General features: G+C 71.5%; 14 protein-coding genes and 1 riboswitch. Of the genes, 7 read left to right on the top strand and 7 right to left on the bottom strand.

Going from position 1 to position 17,536, the window contains the following annotated elements:
• The first annotated feature begins 126 nt into the window (after positions 1–126).
• Positions 127–205: riboswitch (S-adenosyl-L-homocysteine riboswitch) on the top strand.
• A 15-nt stretch (positions 206–220) separates the two neighbouring features.
• Positions 221–3,865 carry a methionine synthase gene (gene metH, locus NE234_RS27300; RefSeq protein WP_252783514.1) on the top strand — a complete coding sequence of 1,215 codons (3,645 nt, stop codon included), beginning with the start codon at positions 221–223 and terminating at the stop codon, positions 3,863–3,865.
• Between the two features lie 159 nt (positions 3,866–4,024).
• On the opposite strand, the gene NE234_RS27295 is transcribed toward metH, so the two are convergent.
• The 5 genes from NE234_RS27295 to NE234_RS27275 form a co-directional block, all read right to left on the bottom strand.
• The gene (locus tag NE234_RS27295; protein WP_252783513.1) at positions 4,025–4,378 is read right to left on the bottom strand and encodes a hypothetical protein; all 354 of its coding nucleotides are present in this window, start codon (positions 4,376–4,378) and stop codon (positions 4,025–4,027) included.
• A gap of 381 nt (positions 4,379–4,759) precedes the next feature.
• Entirely contained in the window at positions 4,760–5,107 is a 348-nt protein-coding gene (locus NE234_RS27290) for a hypothetical protein (RefSeq protein WP_252783512.1), read from the bottom strand.
• Between the two features lie 421 nt (positions 5,108–5,528).
• Positions 5,529–6,821, bottom strand: coding sequence for a GAF domain-containing protein (locus NE234_RS27285; protein WP_252783511.1), 1,293 nt, complete (start codon positions 6,819–6,821; stop codon positions 5,529–5,531).
• A 218-nt stretch (positions 6,822–7,039) separates the two neighbouring features.
• Positions 7,040–7,570, bottom strand: coding sequence for a DUF1707 and FHA domain-containing protein (locus NE234_RS27280; RefSeq protein ID WP_252783510.1), 531 nt, complete (start codon positions 7,568–7,570; stop codon positions 7,040–7,042).
• A 105-nt stretch (positions 7,571–7,675) separates the two neighbouring features.
• Positions 7,676–8,836 carry a cytochrome P450 gene (locus NE234_RS27275; protein ID WP_252783509.1) on the bottom strand — a complete coding sequence of 387 codons (1,161 nt, stop codon included), beginning with the start codon at positions 8,834–8,836 and terminating at the stop codon, positions 7,676–7,678.
• 74 nt (positions 8,837–8,910) lie between these two features.
• Between NE234_RS27275 and NE234_RS27270 the strand changes: the two genes are divergently transcribed.
• Positions 8,911–9,735, top strand: a complete 825-nt coding sequence (locus NE234_RS27270; protein ID WP_252783508.1) for an alpha/beta hydrolase — start codon at positions 8,911–8,913, stop codon at positions 9,733–9,735.
• On the opposite strand, the gene NE234_RS27265 is transcribed toward NE234_RS27270, so the two are convergent.
• Positions 9,717–10,358 (bottom strand): HAD family hydrolase, encoded by a 642-nt coding sequence (locus tag NE234_RS27265; protein WP_252783507.1) that lies wholly within the window; start codon positions 10,356–10,358, stop codon positions 9,717–9,719. The genes NE234_RS27270 and NE234_RS27265 overlap by 19 nt on opposite strands.
• Before the next feature lie 59 nt (positions 10,359–10,417).
• Here NE234_RS27265 and NE234_RS27260 point away from each other — a divergent pair, with 59 nt between their 5' ends.
• Complete coding sequence (locus tag NE234_RS27260) at positions 10,418–11,176, top strand: DeoR/GlpR family DNA-binding transcription regulator (RefSeq protein ID WP_252783506.1); 759 nt, start codon at positions 10,418–10,420, stop codon at positions 11,174–11,176.
• Positions 11,177–11,599: 423 nt separating this feature from the next.
• On the opposite strand, the gene NE234_RS27255 is transcribed toward NE234_RS27260, so the two are convergent.
• Positions 11,600–13,063 (bottom strand): KamA family radical SAM protein, encoded by a 1,464-nt coding sequence (locus NE234_RS27255; RefSeq protein ID WP_252783505.1) that lies wholly within the window; start codon positions 13,061–13,063, stop codon positions 11,600–11,602.
• 73 nt (positions 13,064–13,136) lie between these two features.
• On the opposite strand from NE234_RS27255, the gene kdd reads away from it, so the two are divergent.
• From kdd to kal, 4 genes are read left to right on the top strand one after another with little or no spacing between them, the layout of a single operon-like run.
• Positions 13,137–14,162 (top strand): L-erythro-3,5-diaminohexanoate dehydrogenase, encoded by a 1,026-nt coding sequence (gene kdd, locus NE234_RS27250; protein WP_252783504.1) that lies wholly within the window; start codon positions 13,137–13,139, stop codon positions 14,160–14,162.
• Entirely contained in the window at positions 14,159–15,760 is a 1,602-nt protein-coding gene (gene kamD / locus NE234_RS27245) for a lysine 5,6-aminomutase subunit alpha (RefSeq protein WP_252783503.1), read from the top strand. The genes kdd and kamD overlap by 4 nt, the downstream gene beginning before the upstream one ends.
• Positions 15,757–16,584, top strand: a complete 828-nt coding sequence (gene kamE, locus NE234_RS27240) for a lysine 5,6-aminomutase subunit beta (RefSeq protein ID WP_252783502.1) — start codon at positions 15,757–15,759, stop codon at positions 16,582–16,584. The genes kamD and kamE overlap by 4 nt, the downstream gene beginning before the upstream one ends.
• Positions 16,581–17,009 carry a 3-aminobutyryl-CoA ammonia lyase gene (kal, locus tag NE234_RS27235; protein WP_252783501.1) on the top strand — a complete coding sequence of 143 codons (429 nt, stop codon included), beginning with the start codon at positions 16,581–16,583 and terminating at the stop codon, positions 17,007–17,009. The genes kamE and kal overlap by 4 nt, the downstream gene beginning before the upstream one ends.
• Positions 17,010–17,536 lie beyond the last annotated feature (527 nt).

The raw sequence follows: 17,536 nt of genomic DNA, 5'->3' as shown, positions 1-17,536 counted from the left end.
TGCGACCGGCTTCGGCCAGGCCGGCGATCCGATCGGCCGCGCGCGGGCGTACGTCACCGGGCGGCCCACCACCGGCAACCCGCCGTCCGTCGAACCCGCCGCCAGATCTTGATACTCTCGGTCTCACCGGCCGAGAGGCGCTGCAACGGGTTTCACGCCCGCCACGCTCGGCCGCCACCGATGTTCACAAGGGCGCCTCCCAGCAACGGGAGGTGGTCCAGTGGACAGATCCGCTACCGACGACGGCCGGGCGCGCGGGCAGAACGCGACCCAGGCCCTGCGTGAGCTCCTGGACCGGCGCATCGCGGTGCTGGACGGCGCCTGGGGCACGATGCTGCAGGGCGCGCGGCTCACCCCAGAGGACTACCGGGGCGACCGGTTCGGCGACCACCCTCGTGACGTCACCGGCGACCCGGACCTGCTCAACCTGACGCGCCCGGACCTCATCCTCGACGTGCACCGGCGCTACCTCGCCGCGGGCGCCGACATCACGACCACCAACACGTTCACCGCGACGAGCATCGGCCAGGCGGACTACGGGCTGCAGGCCCACGTGCGGGAGATGAACCTGCGCGGCGCGCAACTGGCCCGGCAGGCCGCCGACGAGGCGGGAGGGCGGTTCGTCGCCGGCTCGATCGGCCCGCTGAACGTGACGCTCTCGCTGTCCCCGCGTGTGGAGGACCCGGCCTACCGGGCCGTGTCCTTCGACGAGGTCCGCGACGCGTACGCCGAGCAGATCCAGGCCCTCGCCGACGGCGGCGTCGACCTGCTGCTGATCGAGACGATCTTCGACACGCTCAACGCCAAGGCCGCCATCGCCGCCGCCCGCGAGGTCGCGCCGGACCTGCCGCTGTGGATCTCCGTCACGATCGTCGACCTGAGCGGCCGTACGCTGTCGGGCCAGACGGTCGAGGCGTTCTGGAACTCCATCGAGCACGCCGAGCCGCTCGTCGTCGGCGTGAACTGCTCGCTCGGCGCTGCGGAGATGCGCCCGCACGTCACCGAGCTGGCGCGCCTGGCCGGCACCTACACCGCGTGCCACCCCAACGCCGGGCTGCCCAACGCGTTCGGCGGCTACGACCAGACGCCGGAGGAGACGGCCCGCCTGCTCGGCGAGTTCGCCGGCGCCGGGTCCGTCAACATCGTCGGCGGCTGCTGCGGCACCACGCCCGAGCACATCGAGCGGATCGCCGCCGCCGTCTCCGGGCTGTCACCTCGCAGTGTGGCCGCCCCGCCGCGACGGACCCGTTTCAGCGGCCTGGAGCCGTTCGAGATCGCGCCCGACACCGGCTTCGTGATGATCGGCGAGCGCACGAACGTCACCGGCTCGGCGCGGTTCCGGCGGCTGATCGAGGCCGACGACTACCAGGCCGCCGTGGACGTGGCCCTGGAGCAGGTACGCGGCGGCGCGAACCTTCTCGACGTCAACATGGACGCCGACCTGCTGGACAGCGAGCGGGCCATGACGACGTTCCTGAACCTCGTCGCGACCGAGCCGGAGGCCGCCCGCATCCCGATCATGATCGACAGCTCGCGGTGGAGCGTGCTGGAGGCCGGGCTCAAGTGCGTGCAGGGCAAGGCCGTCGTCAACTCCATCAGCCTCAAGGAGGGCGAGGAGCCCTTCCTGCAGCAGGCCCGCCGCATCCGCGACTACGGCGCCGGCGTCGTCGTCATGGCCTTCGACGAGCAGGGCCAGGCCGACACGACCGAGCGCAAGGTCGAGATCTGCGCCCGCGCGTACGACCTGCTGACGCGGGAGGCGGGGTTCGCGCCCGAGGACATCGTCTTCGACCCGAACGTCCTGGCCGTCGCCACCGGCATCGCCGAGCACAACGGCTACGCCAAGGCGTTCATCGACGCGCTGCCGCTCATCAAGGAACGCTGCCCCGGCGCCCGCACCAGCGGCGGCATCTCCAACCTGTCGTTCTCCTTCCGCGGCAACGACGTCGTACGCGAGGCGATGCACTCGGCGTTCCTGTTCCACGCCGTACGCGCTGGGCTGGACATGGGCATCGTCAACGCGGGCCAGCTCGCCGTCTACCAGGACATCCCCGCCGACCTGCTCGAACTCGTCGAGGACGTGCTGTTCGACCGGCGTCCCGACGCCACCGACCGGCTCGTGTCCTTCGCCGAGACGGTGAACGGGAAGGGCACCCAGCGTACGGTGGACCTGTCCTGGCGGGAGGCGCCCGTCGAGGACCGCCTGGCGCACGCGCTCGTGCACGGCATCGTCGACTTCGTGGAGGACGACACCGAGGAGGCCCGGCAGCGGGCCGCGCGGCCGCTCGACGTGATCGAGGGGCCGTTGATGGACGGCATGAAGATCGTCGGTGACCTGTTCGGATCCGGGAAGATGTTCCTGCCGCAGGTCGTCAAGAGCGCCCGGGTGATGAAGCGCGCCGTCGCCTACCTTGAGCCGTACATGGAGGCGGAGAAGGAACAGGCCAGGCTGGAAGGCCGCCTCGAAGTCGAGCGCGGCAACGGCAAGGTCGTGCTCGCGACCGTTAAGGGAGACGTGCACGACATCGGCAAGAACATCGTCGGCGTCGTCCTCGGCTGCAACAACTACGAGGTCATCGACCTGGGCGTCATGGTCCCCGCCGCCACCATCCTCGACACCGCCGTCGCCGAGGGCGCCGACGCCGTCGGGCTGTCGGGGCTGATCACCCCGTCACTCGACGAGATGGTCGCCGTCGCCGCGGAGATGGACCGCCGCGGGCTGAAGATCCCGTTGCTCATCGGCGGCGCCACCACCTCGCGCCAGCACACGGCGGTGCGGATCGCCCCCGCGTACGACGGCACCACGGTCCACGTGCTCGACGCGTCCCGCGTCGTCGGCGTCGTCTCGGACCTGCTCGACCCCGACCGGGCCGAGGAACTGGACGCGAGCAACCGTGCCGAGCAGGAACGGCTGCGCGTCCAGCACGAGACCCGGCAGCGCAGCCCCCTGCTCACCCTCGAGCAGGCGCGGGCCAACGCCGAGCGCGTGTCGTACGAGGACCTGCCCGTTCCCGCGTTCACCGGCGTGCGGACCGTCGAACCGGACCTGACCGAGTTGCGCGCGATGATCGACTGGCAGTTCCTCTTCCTCGCGTGGGAGCTGAAGGGCAAGTACCCGGCGATCCTGGAGCAGCCGGTGGCGCGCGAACTGTTCGACGACGCCAACGCCATGCTCGACCAGATCATCGCGGACGGATCCCTGCGCGCCCGAGGGCTCTACGGGTTCTGGCCCGCCCACTCCGAGGGCGACGACATCGTGCTCGAGGGCGGCGTGCGGTTCCCGATGCTCCGTCAGCAGACGGCCAAGCCGGAGGGCCGGCCCAACCGCAGTCTCGCGGACTACCTGGCCCCGGCCGGTGACCACCTCGGCGGTTTCGCCGTCGCGATCCACGGCGCTGACGACCTCGCCGCGCGGTACGAGGCCGCGGGCGACGATTACCGCGCCATCATGGTCAAGGCCCTCGCCGACCGCCTCGCCGAGGCGTTCGCCGAGTACCTGCACCTCAAGGCGCGGCGCGAGTGGTACGAGCCGGACGCCGACCCCGCCATCGAGGACCTGCACGCCGAGCGTTTCCGCGGCATCCGCCCGGCTCTGGGGTACCCGGCCAGCCCGGACCACAGCGAGAAGGGCACGCTGTTCGAGCTGCTCGGCTCCGACCGGATCGGGATGGGCCTGACCGAGTCGTACGCGATGACCCCGGCGGCCAGTGTCAGCGGCCTGCTGTTCGCCCACCCGGCGTCCCGGTACTTCACCGTGGGCCGCATCGGCCGGGACCAGGCCGAGGACTACGCCCGGCGCCGTGGCGTCCCCCTCGCGGAGGTGGAGCGCCGGCTCCGGCCGAACCTCGCCTACGACCCGGCCTGAGGCCTTCGTCGTTGTTTCTCGCCCCGCCGCCCCGCCCGTCCCCGATCAGGGCGGGCGGGGCGGCAGGCGACGAGCCGCTTCTCGCGTCTACCCGGCCTCGGCCGGCGGTGATGGCCGGAGCCGGGTGCCGCGAGCGCCTGCGGTCAGCGAAGGTGCGGATCAGTCATCCAGCCCGAAGGCCCGCTGACGCTCGTTCTCGCGCTGGTTCTGGAACTCGTTCTGGCGCTCGTTCTGCGCCTGGCCGTTCCGCGCGATGGCGACGTTGTTGTTCCGGTTGCGGATCCGAATCGGGATGTAGTTCCAGAGGTTGTTGTTGTTCCAGTTGAAGCTCCTCTGGTTGTGGAAAGTCCGGAAATTGCTAGCGACGCGGGTGCAGCATCCGCCACCACCCCAGCCGCCCCAGCCGCCGCCGCCCCAGGTCGGGACCTGAGCGGACGCGGGCGAACTGGTCAGCAGGGTTCCCGCGGCTGCGGCGAATACCAGGACGCCGGTAGCGCTTGTCTTCTTCAGCACGTCAGTCTCCTTATTGTCGGAACCGCACGATAGCCGTCGCGGACGGCGCTTTTCCGATATCGCGGACTGCGCCGCGATTCGTAACATTCCCCGCCGTAATCCGGACAAGACATGCGCCAGGTAAGATGGCGACAAAGACGCGGCGCAATGACTGCACGCATCAGCTTGTGGGGCGCTTAGCTAGTCATCATGCGCATATTTCCGACTATCCTTGCGGTTCGGACAAATCGCCCGCGCGTCCGCGTGAGGCGCGGCGGCGGTCGTGTGCCTCGGGTAGGACGCCGGCAGCCCTGCCCGCTCTTTCCAGGGCGGGCAGGTGCCGGCCGGCGGCAGACCGACCGATCCGGTCGCGGCGACGCTCAGGGCCGGCCGTGGTAAGGCTCAGTCGTCGTCATCGAGCCCGAATCCACCGGAGAACAGGCCGTCGCCCCCGAGACCGCGCCCTCCCTGCCTCTGGTTGTTGGTGGCGATGGCGACGTTGTTGTTCCGGTTGTGGACGCGGATGGGGATGAAGTTGGAAAGCTGATTGTTGTTGAAGTTGCTGTTCCTGCCCCAGCCGCCGCCACCCCAGCCGCCACCGCCCCAGCCGCCGCCACCCCAGCCGCCGCAGCAGCCGCCCCAGCCACCGCCCCAGGCCGGGGCCTGTGCGGACGCGGGTGAGGCCGCCAGCAGGGCGCCCGCGGCGGTGGTGAGCATCAGGATGCCGGTGGCGCAGGTCTTCTTCAGCACGTCAGTCTCCTTCTAGTCGGTACCGCGCAGAACAACTTCCAGGCGGCACTTCCCGATTTTCGGGACTGTACCGTGACTAATAGCATTCCCCTTCTCATTCCGGACAAGACAACTGTCAGGTAAGCAAGCAACAAAGGCAGAGGCTGCCGAATCGGACTTATCGGACTGAATGTGGATATAGGCTGCTCCGGCTTCGGGGGTGCGCCGGGCCATCCTTCGCCTAGCTCGATCAAATAGCCCTTTAGGTGGATATTCCCGGACTTGCTGCGCTCTCGTGCAGAAACCGAAGCCCGGCCCTCGGGATGGGCCGGCGTCGTGGCCTTCAAGATGGGCAGGTGGCCTCCAGCGAAGAGCCGACGCTCAGCGGCCGATCTGAGCGCGGGCACGGGAGAGGGCCGTCCCGGTGGGCCTTTCGGCGAGGTCAGCGGTTGAGGTAGGCGGCCAGGCCGCCGAGTTCCTCGCTGGCGATGAACACCGACCGGACGTTGATGAGAGCCTCCTCGACGTGGGCCGTGCAGCCCCACGCAGCGTCGCCCCACGAGTCGGCGATCTTGATCTCGGCCGGTTCGGTGCATCCGGCGCGACCGCCGAGCTGGCAGTGTTCGGGGTGGGGCGTGGTGGCCTGCGCGGCGGCGGCCGCACGCATCCGGTCGGCGAGCTCCGCGGCGGCGGCGGCGCGTTGCTCCGCCTCGGCGCGCAGCTGCTGCTCGGCCTGTACCGCTCTGGCCAGCTCGTCGTGGGCCGCTTTGGCGCGTGCCTCGGCGGCCGCCTTCTCCTGCTCGATGTGGTGGCGTTCGATGGCCAGGGCCGCGGTGTCGGCGAAGACGCCGGCGAGGGCGAGGTCGGTGTCCTGGGGGACGCGCGGGGTCCGGTGATACATGGCGAAGGTGCCCAGCAGGCCGCCGTCGCGGGCCAGGATCGGGGTGGACCAGCAGGCCGCCAGGCCGGCGCGGTCGGCCAGCTCGCGGAAGTCGTCCCAGAACGGGTCGGTGGCGATGTCGGTGACGATGACCGGTTCCCGCCGATACGCGGCCGTGCCGCAGGAACCGACGCCTTCACCGGTGGCGATCCCGTCGATGGCCTGGTTGTAGAAGTCGGGCAGGCTGGGCGCGGCGCCGTGGCGCAGGTGCCGGCCGTCGGGGTCGGCGAGCAGGACGGAGACGATCACCTCCTGCGGCGCCAGGTTCTCGATGCAGCGGGCCATCCCGTCGAGCACTTCGGTCAGCGGGGCCTGCCGTGCGATCTGCTCCAGCAGGCCACGGTGCTCGGCCATCAGCCGCTGGGCATGCTTGACCTGGGTGGTCTCCACGCCGATGACCCGGATCCCGCTCACGGCGCCGTTGGCGTCTCGGCGCGGCTCGTACGTGAAGTCGAAGAACGCCTCCCGCGCGTGCGGGTCGGTGCCCAGCACGACTCTGACGTCGTGGCCGGTGTAGGGCTCACCCGTGCGGTAGACCTCGTCCAGCAGCGCGATGAAGCCCTGCCCCGACAGCTCGGGCATCAGCTCGGCGAGCGCGACGCCGGTGCGGGCCCGCTCCTCGCCGATGGCGGCGAAGAACGCCGGGTTCGCCGTCTCCACCACGTGCGCCGGCCCCGTCAGCGAGGCGAAAACAGCGATGGACCGGCCGAACAACGCCCGCAGGTCCTCGTCCGCGCGCTGTCCGGCGATGGCCGGCTCCGCAGCAGCCGGTCGCCGGCCTGGTACCGCCGTCATGGTGTGGTTCGCCTCTCGTCCGCGGATGGGTGTAGTTACAGCCGGACGTGGCGGCCGGAGAGGGAGTCGCCGATCTGCCGGTGCGCCGCGGGGTCCCGTCTGTCGGGGGAGCGGCGGGCGTATCCGATCGAGACGCCGATCATGCCGACGAGCGTAACGCATGGACTCCGTGCGCCGGAGCGGGCATGGGTGGTCGGCGGCCGGGCGGCCGACGCCGGTCAGCCGGCGGTCAGGATGAACCGCTGCCGGCCGAACGCGATCTCGTCGCCCGGGCGTACGCGGGTGGGGCCGGCGATGCGGTACCCGTTGACCCGGGTCCCGTTCATCGAGCCCAGATCCGACAGCAGCCAGGTGTTGCCGGTCCGGCGGAGCTCGGCGTGCATCCGGGAGACGGTCACGTCCGTGACGACGAACTCGCAGGTCGGCGCCCGCCCGATGATCAGGCGCGCCCGGTCGAGCCCGGGCAGGGTGAATCGGGGGAGTCGCGGCGCCCGCCAGGCCGCCTCGATGCGGGCGGTCATCGACGACAGGGAGGCGACGGCGCCGGTGAGGCCGCGCACGACCCGGCTGCCCGGCGGCAGGTCGTCGACGAGGAGGGACAGCTCCGCCCGCGTGCGGGCCCGCAGCGCGGAGTCGACGCGGCGCTCGAAGGTCTCGTGCGACAGCCGGCCTTCGGCGGCGCGGTCACGGAGGACGCGAAGGATCCGGTCGCGGTCCTCGTCCGACGCGCGTACTGGAAGCCCCTCCATGACTCGCAAGTATCGGGTCCGAAAAGTCCGTTGTCCAGCGAAGACGCGTCAGAGCACGTCAGGCTGCCCCCGTTAGCTGATCTACAATGTAAAGGCCGTCGCCCGTCACGCATTCCCCTCGATGACAGGCTCCCAGGCGACCTCCAAGGTAGGCGGTTTCCGGAAGACCAGACCCCGGGGCGCGGCCGTTCCGGCAAGCCGCAGGTCCGGCAGGCGGAGGAGGGCCCGCAGCATGGTCATGGTCTCCAGCCGGGCCAGGTGCGCGCCGAAACAGAAGTGCGGGCCGTGCGCGAACGCCAGGTGGCCGTCGACGTTCGCCCGCCGCGGGTCGTAGAGGTCCGGTTCGGCGAAGACGGCCGGGTCGCGGTTGGCGGCGGCGATCGAGACCCGGACCAGGTCGCCCTTGGCGATCCGGGCGCCGCCGAGCGGAACGTCCTCGGTGGCGTAGCGGTCCACGACCGAGGCGGCGGGCTCCAGGCGGACCGACTCCTCCACGGCCGCCGGGAGGAGGCCCGGCTCATGCCGTACGAGGGCGAGGCGGTCCGGGCGTTCCAGCAGGTGCAGGACGGTGTTGGTGATCATGCCCTCGGTGGTGTCGATGCCGCCGAACATCAGCACCGCCGCGTTCGCCACCACCTCGTCCGTGTCCAGGTGGCGGGCGGCCGCCGTCAGCAGCGTGTCCTCCGCCGCGTGCTCGCCGAGGGCCGCCTCGACCTTGGCCCGCAACCGGTCGTAGGCGTCCGTGGCGTTCGCCGGCCGTCCCGCCGTGATGGCCGACACCGCCTCGACGAACGCGTCGTACCACGAGCGGATCGTGGCGGGCGTGACGTCCCGCAGGCCGAGCGCCTCGGTCACGACGGCGACGGCGAGCGGGCCGGCCAGGTCGTCGCGGACCTCCGCGTGCCCGCGCGGCGCGACGGCGCCGACCAGGCGGTCGACCTCGTCGTGGACGAACTCGGTGAACCGGGTGCGGGTCTCGGCCGGGCGGAACCGGCGCGCGAACGCGTCGCGGTGCCGGGTGTGCGCGGGGCCGTCCAGGGACAGCATGCTGGCCCCGACGACCTGCGCCGTGGAGAAGCGCGGGTCGTCGACGGTGAACCGGGTGTCGCGCAGCACGCGCAGCGCCAGATCGTGGCGGGTGACGAGCCACCCGCCGAGGACGGGGATCCAGGACACCGGCTCGGCCGCGCGCAGCCGGGCGAGGAGCGGGTGCGGATCGGTGTCCAGTTCCTCGATGGTGGCGCTCGCGCCGACAGGAAACTTCACCTATGCGACATTAGGGCTTTTTCTCCTCAAGGGGCACCACCGGCCGTCCCGAGCTCCGGTTAGGCTCACGCCCCATGTCGACCCTCTCCCGCCGCAGCGTCCTCATCGCCGGGATCGGCGGGGCCGCCGCGCTCGCCGGCGCCGGCACGGCGTACGGCCTCGTCGAGAAGGACGTGCTGCCCGGGCGCTACCGCCTGGCGCCTTACCTCGGACGGTGCGGGAGCATGCCGCCGCTGCCCAAGGTCGCGCCCGGCGCGGTCGAGCAGGGGGAGTTCCGCTCGCCGGCGGGCAGAGCGCGCGTCCTGATCGGCCATCCGGGGGCCGTGACGAAGGGCCTGCCCGTCGTGGTGATGCTGCACGGCTCGGACGGCGACGCCCGCACCCCCTTCGACACGTACGGCGTCCAGTACCACCTCGCGGCCGCCGCGCGCCGGGGCGTCGCCCCGTTCGCCGTCGCCGCGATCGACGACTGGGCGGACGAGGGGTGGGGGCCGTCGCCGGTCATCACCCGGAACCTGCTGCCCTTCCTGCGCGACCGGGGCCTGTCGACGACCCGGATCGGTCTTCTCGGCTGGTCGATCGGCGGGCGGGGTGCCCTCCTGCTCGCGTCCGCGCTGGGGCCCGGCCGGGTCGCCGCGGTGGCGGCCGCCTCACCCGCCCTGTCGGGAGGGGACGTGACGGCACTGGCGGGGGGAGTCGGCCGCGTGCCGGCGTCGCTGACCTGCGGGCGCGACGACGCGTTCGCGATTCCGACGAAGGACCTGCTGGCCCGGCTCCGCGCCGCCCGCCGGGCCGAGGTCACCGGCGGCATCCACCCCGGTTGCCACGACGCGGCGTTCCGGCGCCGGATGCTGCCGGACCAGATCGCGTTCCTCGGCCGTCACTTGGCGCGGGCCTGAGACCCGTCCTGCCGGCCTGGAACACCCCCACGGGACAGACGGGCGAGGTGGGCCGACAGCCGGGCGGCGCCGGTGAACAGTACGGCGTCGATCCCGATGGTCCTGGCCGCCTCGACGTTCTCCCGCCGATCGTCGACGAACGTGATCTCCTCGGGCTCCGCGCCGAGCCGCCGGCAGACCTCCCGGAAGATCGCCGGGTCGGGTTTGGCCAGTTCGAGGTCCGTGCTGAAGAAACGGTGGGTGAACATCGCAGCCCACGGCTGGCGGTCGATCAGCCGGGCCCATTCGCGGGGTGCGTTCGACAACAGTGCGAGCGGGACGCGTCTGTCATGAGCGTTCCGCAGCGCCGTGAGCGTCCCACGGTCGAGGTAGGTCGCCAGCCGAAGATCGAGGGCGGCGAGGCGTCGCACCCGGTCCTCGGTGGCTTCCCGGTCGAGGCGTCGGCACACCCGGTCCCAGTACCCGGCCGCGTCGACCGCGCCACGGTCATAAGGGTCACGCTCCTGCCAGTACACCGGCCAGAACTGCGCCGGATCGACCTCCACGGCGCGGGCGAGCGAGTCGGTCGCCGCCTGGGGCGGCCGGTCGCTGATGACTCCGGCGTAGTCGCTCACGATCCACATGCACGGCCCCTTTGATCGGATCTGGCGCTAACGCACAGATATCACGTTCAATAGGAGGTGTGGAGAGTTCGGAACGACTTCTTTCGATCATCGATGTGCTGCGTACGGCCGAGCGGGTCACTGTCGCGGAACTGGCCGCCTCGACCGGCTGCTCGGAGATGACCGTCCGGCGCGATCTCGATCAGCTGGCCGACCAGGGAGTACTCCGGCGCGTACGCGGAGGCGCGGTCAGCCTCCTCCTGCGCGGTGAGGAGACGCCGTTCGCCGTCCGTGCTCTGGAGGCGTCGGCCGAGAAGCGGCGGGTCGCCGCGGAGGTGGACGCGCTCATCGCGGATGGCGAGGCGGTGATCCTGGACAGTGGGACGACGACCCTGGAGATCGCCCGGGTGCTGGCGCGCCGACGGCTGACCGTCATCCCTCTGGACCTGCACTCGGCCGGCGCCCTCAGCGCCGCGCCGGAGGTGACGCTCCTGGTTCCGGGAGGCCAGACCCGGCCCGGCGCCTTGTCGTTCACGGGTCATCTCACCGAAACCGCACTGCGCGCGCTGCGCGCCGACACCGCGATCCTCGGCGTCTGCGGCCTGTCGGCGGACGACGGGCTCACCGCCCCTCGACTCGACGAGGTTCCCGTCAAGCAGGCGATGATCGCTGTCGCGCGGCGCAGGATCGCGGTCTGCGACGCGTCGAAGTTCACCCGGACCGGTCTGGGCCGGGTCTGTTCTGTCACGGACCTCGACGTCATCGTGACCGACACCGGCGCCCCGGCCGAGGCCGTCGCGGCGATCAGCGCGCGCGGCTGCGTGGTGCGTACAGTGTGAGGCCGTCCGCGTCGGCGATCCGGCGGATCCCGAGGGGCGCGGTGGCGACCCCTGACCCGGCATCCGATCTCAGCGGGCGTTCTCCGCGCGGGCGCGCGGGGCGCGGATGGCGGCGAGGACCTCCTCGCGGCTGCCCGCCGCCTTGATCCACCGGGGGATGTGCTCGCCGCGGCCGCCAGGCGGCGGTGTGCCCGCAGCCGGGACGGCTCAGCCGGTGCGGGGCCATGACGAGCTCACCGGGGTACCGACGGACCTCACGGTGGTCGGGGTGGACGACCACGACGGCCCGGCCGCCGCAGCGCGGGCACACGACCAGGATCTCTCGCGACAGCGACCAGAGGCGTTCGCCGGTGTCACGGAACCGCTCGCGCACCCCTCATGATCCCAGCCGTGCGCCCGTCGGCGTACGGCGTCATCCGGCCGTCACTCGGCGAGCAGGGCCTCGGAGGCGTCGCGGCTGGCGGCGGCCAGGTCGGCGGCCCTGCCGGGCACCTCGGCGGCGTGCTCGCGCCACCAGGACCGGCCCTCCTCGGGCAGGGTGTGGATCGGGTCGTAGTACTCGTACCGGCGGTTCAGCGCGTCCGGGTCGTCGCTCTCCAGCGCGGTCCGGTAGTTCTTCGTCCAGTAGGAGATGCCGCGCTCGGTGTCGTACTCGGCGACCTGGTGCACCCACCGCTTGCCGACGTACGGGACGTCGCACACGATCCGCGGCGTGGCGAAGCCGGGCAGGTAGCCCATGATCCCGTGCTGGAGCCGCTGCGCCTCGCCCAGCGACAGCCGCCAGTGCTCGCTGAACGGGATCATGTCGCACAGGTAGAAGTAGTACGGCAGCACGCCGTTGTCCTGCAGCGCGAAGCACAGGTCGAGGAGCTGCTCGACGGTGGTGTTGACGCCGCGCAGCAGCACGCCCTGGTTGCGGACGTCGCGGACGCCGGCGTCCAGCATGGCCCGCGCGGCCTTGGCGACGAGCGGGGTCATCGACTGGGCGGCGTTGACGTGGGTGTGGACGGCCAGCTGTGCGCCGCGCGCCCGCGCCTTGGCCGCCAGGCGCTCGACGCCGGCGCGTACGTCGTCCTGCAGCCAGTGCTGGGGCAGGCCCATCAGCGCCTTGGTGGCCAGCCGGATGTCGCGGATGTTGTCGATGTCGAGCAGCTGGTCGACGAATGCCTCCAGCCGCGCCCACGGCATGTTCGCCACGTCCCCGCCGGAGACGACCACGTCGCGCACCTGCGGGGTGCGGCGCAGGTAGTCCAGCATCGCCTGGACCCGGTCCGGCTGCTTCAGCGTGAACTTGTGCTTGTCGATCTGCGGGGTGGAGTTGCCGACCAGGTCCATGCGGGTGCAGTGGCCGCAGTACTGCGGGCAGGTGGGCAGCAGCTCGGCGAGGACCTTGGTGGGGTAGCGGTGCGTCAGGCCCTCCGCCGCCCACATCTCCGCCTCGTGCAGCGAGTCGCGGCTGGCGACCGGGTGGGAGGGCCAGTCGGTGCGCCGGTCGCTGAAGACCGGGAGCATGTAGCGGCGCACCGGGTCGGCGTGGAACGCCGCCGTGGAGCTCACGTCCATCGTGTTCAGCATCTGCGGGGGGACCAGCATCGACATGGTCGCCCGCTCGCGCTGGTCGCGTTCGAGGTCGGCGTAGAAGTCCTCGCTCAGCAGGTCGCCCATCACCTGGCGGAGCTGGCGGACGTTCTTCACGCAGTGGGCGCGCTGCCACTGCGCCGACTCCCACTCCGCGGCCGTGACGTCACGCCAGCCGGGGAACCGCCGCCAGTCGGGCTCGATGAGCTCGTGGTGGCGATAGGCGTACGGCTGCGGGTGCGCTCCGGGCGCCGGTACGGACTCCTCGGCGACAGCGGTCACGGTGTCCTCCAGGATGAACTCTTGCATTAGCCTGACGATACGAGAAATATTCTGCTAGAGCCAAGGCTAACCGTAAGATTTTGCGCCAGCGAGGTGAGGGATGAGAAGTTCTCCGGTCGGTCTGCACCGGGTCGCCGAGCCGCCGGGCGTGCTGCCGCAGGCGGCCCAGCGCCTCGACACCGACCCGCGCGTCCGCGACGACGAGGTACGGATCCGGGTCGAGCGGCTCAACCTGGACGCCGCCTCGTACCGGCAGCTGCACACCCGGCACGGCGGTGATCCGGACCGGATCCGCGCCGAGGTCGCCGAGATCATCGAGACGCGCGGGAAGATGCACAACCCGGTGACCGGCTCGGGCGGCATGCTCATCGGCGTCGTCGACGAGGTCGGCCCCCGTTCCCCGCTCGGCCTGCGGCCCGGAATGCGCGTCGCCACGCTGGTCTCCCTCACCCTGACCCCGCTGCGGATCACCGACGGCCTCGCCCGCTGGGACGGGCGCAGCGAGCAGGTGCCCACCGACGGGCACGCCATCCTGTTCGCCCGCTCGATCGCGGCCGAACTGCCCGCCGACCTGCCGCCGGAGCTGTCGCTGGCCGTGCTCGACGTGTGCGGCGCGCCCGCCCTCACGTCCCGCGTGGTCGCCTCGTACGCCTCCCCGGCGGTGGCGGTGCTCGGCGGCGCGGGCAAGAGCGGGTCGCTGTCGCTGGCCGCCGCCCGGCGCGCCGGCGCCAAGCGGACCGTCGGCGTGGTGCCGAACGAGACCGAGGCCGCGCGGCTGCGCGCCTCCGGCCTCGCCGACGAGGTCGTCCTCGCCGACGCCCGCGACCCGATCGCGCTCGCCGAGGCCGTCGGCGGGACCGGCGCCGACGTCACGGTGGTGTGCGTGGACGTGCCGGGCTGCGAGCACGGCGCGATCCTGGCCACCGCCACGGGCGGCACCGTGATCTTCTTCTCGATGGCCACGTCGTTCTCGGCGGCGGCCCTCGGCGCCGAGGGACTGGCCGCCGACGTGACCATGCTGATCGGAAACGGGTACGTCCCCGGTCACGCGGAGCTGGCCCTGGACCTCCTTCGCACCGAGCCGAGCCTGCGCACGATCTTCCAGGAGCGGGTGGAGACGGAATGACGAAACTGGATCTGGACCCCCAGGTGGTCCGCAAGGCACGGCTGCTCGCCGAGCGCGCCGCCCAGCCGGTGATCGAGATGGCCCGCACCCACACGACCGTGTCGGTCGAGCGGGCGCAGCTGCGGCTGGCCGGCCTCACCGGCGCGGACTCCGACGGCCTGCCGTGGGTGAACCACCTCGTCGACGCCGTACGGGACCAGGTGGGCCTGGAGCACGGGGTCGCGCTGCCGGTCTTCGACGCGCTCCTGCGCGAGCCGTACGACGATCTGGGCGACCTGGCACGTGCGGCCTCGCTGGGCGCGGTGACGTTCCGCCTGCCGTCCGGGGGCGACGCCGACGCGGCCGCCGAGCTGGCGCGCCGCGCGGCCCGTCAGGGCATCGGCCGCATCGACGCGCGCCGCGCCGAACGCGACGCGATGCTGCGCCTGACCGGCGACCCCCGCCAGCCGTGGATCTACCTGATCGTCGCGACCGGCGACATCTACGAGGACATCCCGCAGGCGCAGGCCGCCGCCCGCGAGGGCGCGGACGTCGTCGCGGTGATCCGCTCGACCGGGCAGTCGCTGCTCGACTACGTGCCCGAGGGCGCCACCCGCGAGGGCTACGCCGGGACGTACGCCACCCAGGAGAACTTCCGGCTCATGCGGGCCGCGCTCGACGACGTCTCGCGCGAGCTCGGCCGGTACGTGCGGCTCACCAACTACGCGTCGGGGCTGTGCATGCCGGAGATCGCCGCGCTCGCCGGCCTGGAACGCCTCGACATGATGCTGAACGACTGCATGTACGGCATCATCTTCCGCGACATCAACCCGCGGCGGACCTTCATCGACCAGCGGTTCTCCCGGCAGATCCACGCCCGCGCCGGCATCGTCATCAACACCGGCGAGGACAACTACCTCACCACCGCCGACGCCGTCGACGCCGCCCACACCGTCATCGTCAGCCAGCTGCTGAACGAGCGGTTCGGCAAGGAGGCGGGCCTGGCCGACTGGCAGCTGGGCCTCGGCCACGCGTTCGAGATCAACCCGGCGATCCCCGAGTCGTTCCGGCTGGAGCTCGCCCACGCCCAGCTCGTGCGCGAGCTGTTCCCGGACGCGCCGCTGAAGTACATGCCGCCGACGAAGCACATGACCGGCAACATCTTCGCCGGCTATCTCCTGGACGCCTTCTTCAACCTCGCCGGCGTGATGACCGGTCAGTCGATCATCCTGATCGGGATGATGACCGAGGGCATCCACACACCGTGGCTGTCCGACCGCGACCTCGCCCTGGAGAACGTCCGGTACGTCCGCGACGCCTGCGGCTCCCTTTCTGAGGACTTCGTCCCGCGCCCGGACGGGTTCATCGTCCGCCGCGCCCGGCAGGTGCTGTCCGAATCCGTCGACCTGCTCGAACGGATCTGCGACGACACGCTCCTGACGGCGATCGCCGACGGGACGTTCGGGGTGACCCGGCGGCCCGCCGACGGCGGCAAGGGCCTCGACGGCGTCGTCGAGCGCGCCGACGGCTACGTCAATCCCGTCACCGAGATCCTGGAGTCGGAGGACCCGCACGACGACACCGCCGTGCCGACGACGCCCGCAGGGAGGGCCGAATGAGACCGCAGGACTCCGCCACCACCGACCGGACCGCACCGCAGGACCTGCCCTCGATCATCCGGCCGTACGGCGACACGACCGGCGACGCGATGGTGCAGCTGTCCTTCAGCCTGCCCGTACCCGCCGGGAAACGCGCCGAGCTGGCCGCGCTGCAGCTCGCCGGGAAGATGGGCCTGGACCCGGCCAGCGTCGTGCACTCCAAGCCGATGGGGCCGAACTTCACGTTCTTCATCGTGTACGGCAAGGTCAACCACCTGATCGACTACGCCGGCATCGAGGTCCCGGAGGGCCGGGAGTACCCGCTGCTGTCGGCCAAGGAGATCGACCTGGCGATCCGGACCGTCCTGAACCGCCGCATGGTCGTCGTCGGGGCCTGCATCGGCACCGACGCGCACACCGTCGGCATCGACGCGATCCTCAACGTCAAGGGGTTCGCGGGGGAGAAGGGCCTGGAGTACCACCGCGAGATCCAGGTGATCAACATGGGCGCCCAGGTCACCGTCGAGGAGCTCGTCGAGCGTGCCAAGGCCGAGAACGCCGACGCCGTCCTCGTCTCCCAGGTCGTCACCCAGAAGAACGCCCACATCCACAACACCAAGCAGATGGCCGCCGCCTTCCACGCCGCGTATCCCACCGCGGTCGGGCCCGGCATGGGACGGCCGCTGCTCATCGCGGGCGGCCCCCGCTTCGACACGGTCACCGAGCAGGAGCTCGGCGTCGACCGTATCTTCGGCAAGGGCACCACTCCCCGCGAGGTCGCCAGTTACCTCGTGCACGCCCTGCTCCCCAGCTGGACCCCCGAGAACCCCCCGGAGAACGCATGAGCGAGCGGAGCATGCCCGTCGCACCCGAGGGCGGGGACCCGCGGGTCGGGCTGAGCGTCACCCACCGCCGGTACGTCCCCTACGCGCACGCCCACTACGGCGGCGACCTCGTCGACGGCGCCTACGTCCTCGGGATGTTCGGTGACGTCGCCACCGAGGTGTGCATCCGCGACGGCGGCGACGAGGGCCTGTTCGCCTCCTACGACGACGTGCAGTTCCGCGCTCCCGTTCGCGCGGGGGACGTCCTGGAGGCCACCGCGACGGTGATCCGCGCCGGGCGCCGCAGCCGTACACTGGCGTTCGAGGCGCGGGTGGTCTGCCGGGCCCGTCCGGACAAGGGGCCGTCGGCCGCCGAGGCGCTGGCCGAGCCCATCGTCGCGGTCACCGCCACCGGCACCGTCGTGCTACCGCACGCCGGCACCTGACAGGCGGACCGACACGCGATGAACGGCAATGATCACAGGGATTTCCGTGGCCTGTCATCGGCCTGCTGACCTGCGGTGATACGGCAATCCGCAGGTCGCGGCCGCCTTGACATCGCTACGGATACCGATAGGTTGCCTGAACGTCCACCGCAGGACTGACCGGTCGGCCGACCGGGGCGCCGCGAATCTTGCGCCGCGACGGGGGTTGCGAGCACGCGCCGGCTCAGGCGCCCATCCGTCCATGCCAGACGCACGATGACGCGCCCGCCCGCGGCCGGAGCACCCCGGCCGGCGGGGGGTGGAACTCGGTAAGGGCCTGGGCACCCATCAGACAACGGACTACGCGCTCGCCGCCGACGAGACGGGTCCGGTTCGAAGGGAGCGCCCGGGTCCTCTTCCGTTTCCGTCTCCCCGCCGCAGGAGCGCCATCCGGGCGCTCGCCCTCTGCCGGTCCGTGCGACTTCCCCCTGGAAGTGGGATCATCCGTACGAAGCGGCCTGCCCGTATTCGTCCCGGTCCCCACCGGC

This window comes from Actinoallomurus rhizosphaericola (assembly GCF_024055675.1).
Classification (GTDB): domain Bacteria; phylum Actinomycetota; class Actinomycetes; order Streptosporangiales; family Streptosporangiaceae; genus Actinoallomurus; species Actinoallomurus soli.
Note: the sequence above shows the minus strand (reverse complement) of the source record. Positions and strands in the feature narration are given on the sequence as shown.

Bases quoted from the DNA above. Each gene is read 5' to 3' on its own strand.
- NE234_RS27285 (WP_252783511.1), bottom strand. From the start codon at position 6,821: ATGACGGCGGTACCAGGCCGGCGACCGGCTGCTGCGGAGCCGGCCATC.
- NE234_RS27280 (WP_252783510.1), bottom strand. From the start codon at position 7,570: ATGGAGGGGCTTCCAGTACGCGCGTCGGACGAGGACCGCGACCGGATC.
- NE234_RS27270 (WP_252783508.1), top strand. From the start codon at position 8,911: ATGTCGACCCTCTCCCGCCGCAGCGTCCTCATCGCCGGGATCGGCGGG.
- NE234_RS27265 (WP_252783507.1), bottom strand. From the start codon at position 10,358: ATGTGGATCGTGAGCGACTACGCCGGAGTCATCAGCGACCGGCCGCCC.
- NE234_RS27255 (WP_252783505.1), bottom strand. From the start codon at position 13,063: ATGCAAGAGTTCATCCTGGAGGACACCGTGACCGCTGTCGCCGAGGAG.
- kdd (WP_252783504.1), top strand. From the start codon at position 13,137: ATGAGAAGTTCTCCGGTCGGTCTGCACCGGGTCGCCGAGCCGCCGGGC.
- kamD (WP_252783503.1), top strand. From the start codon at position 14,159: ATGACGAAACTGGATCTGGACCCCCAGGTGGTCCGCAAGGCACGGCTG.
- kamE (WP_252783502.1), top strand. From the start codon at position 15,757: ATGAGACCGCAGGACTCCGCCACCACCGACCGGACCGCACCGCAGGAC.
- kal (WP_252783501.1), top strand. From the start codon at position 16,581: ATGAGCGAGCGGAGCATGCCCGTCGCACCCGAGGGCGGGGACCCGCGG.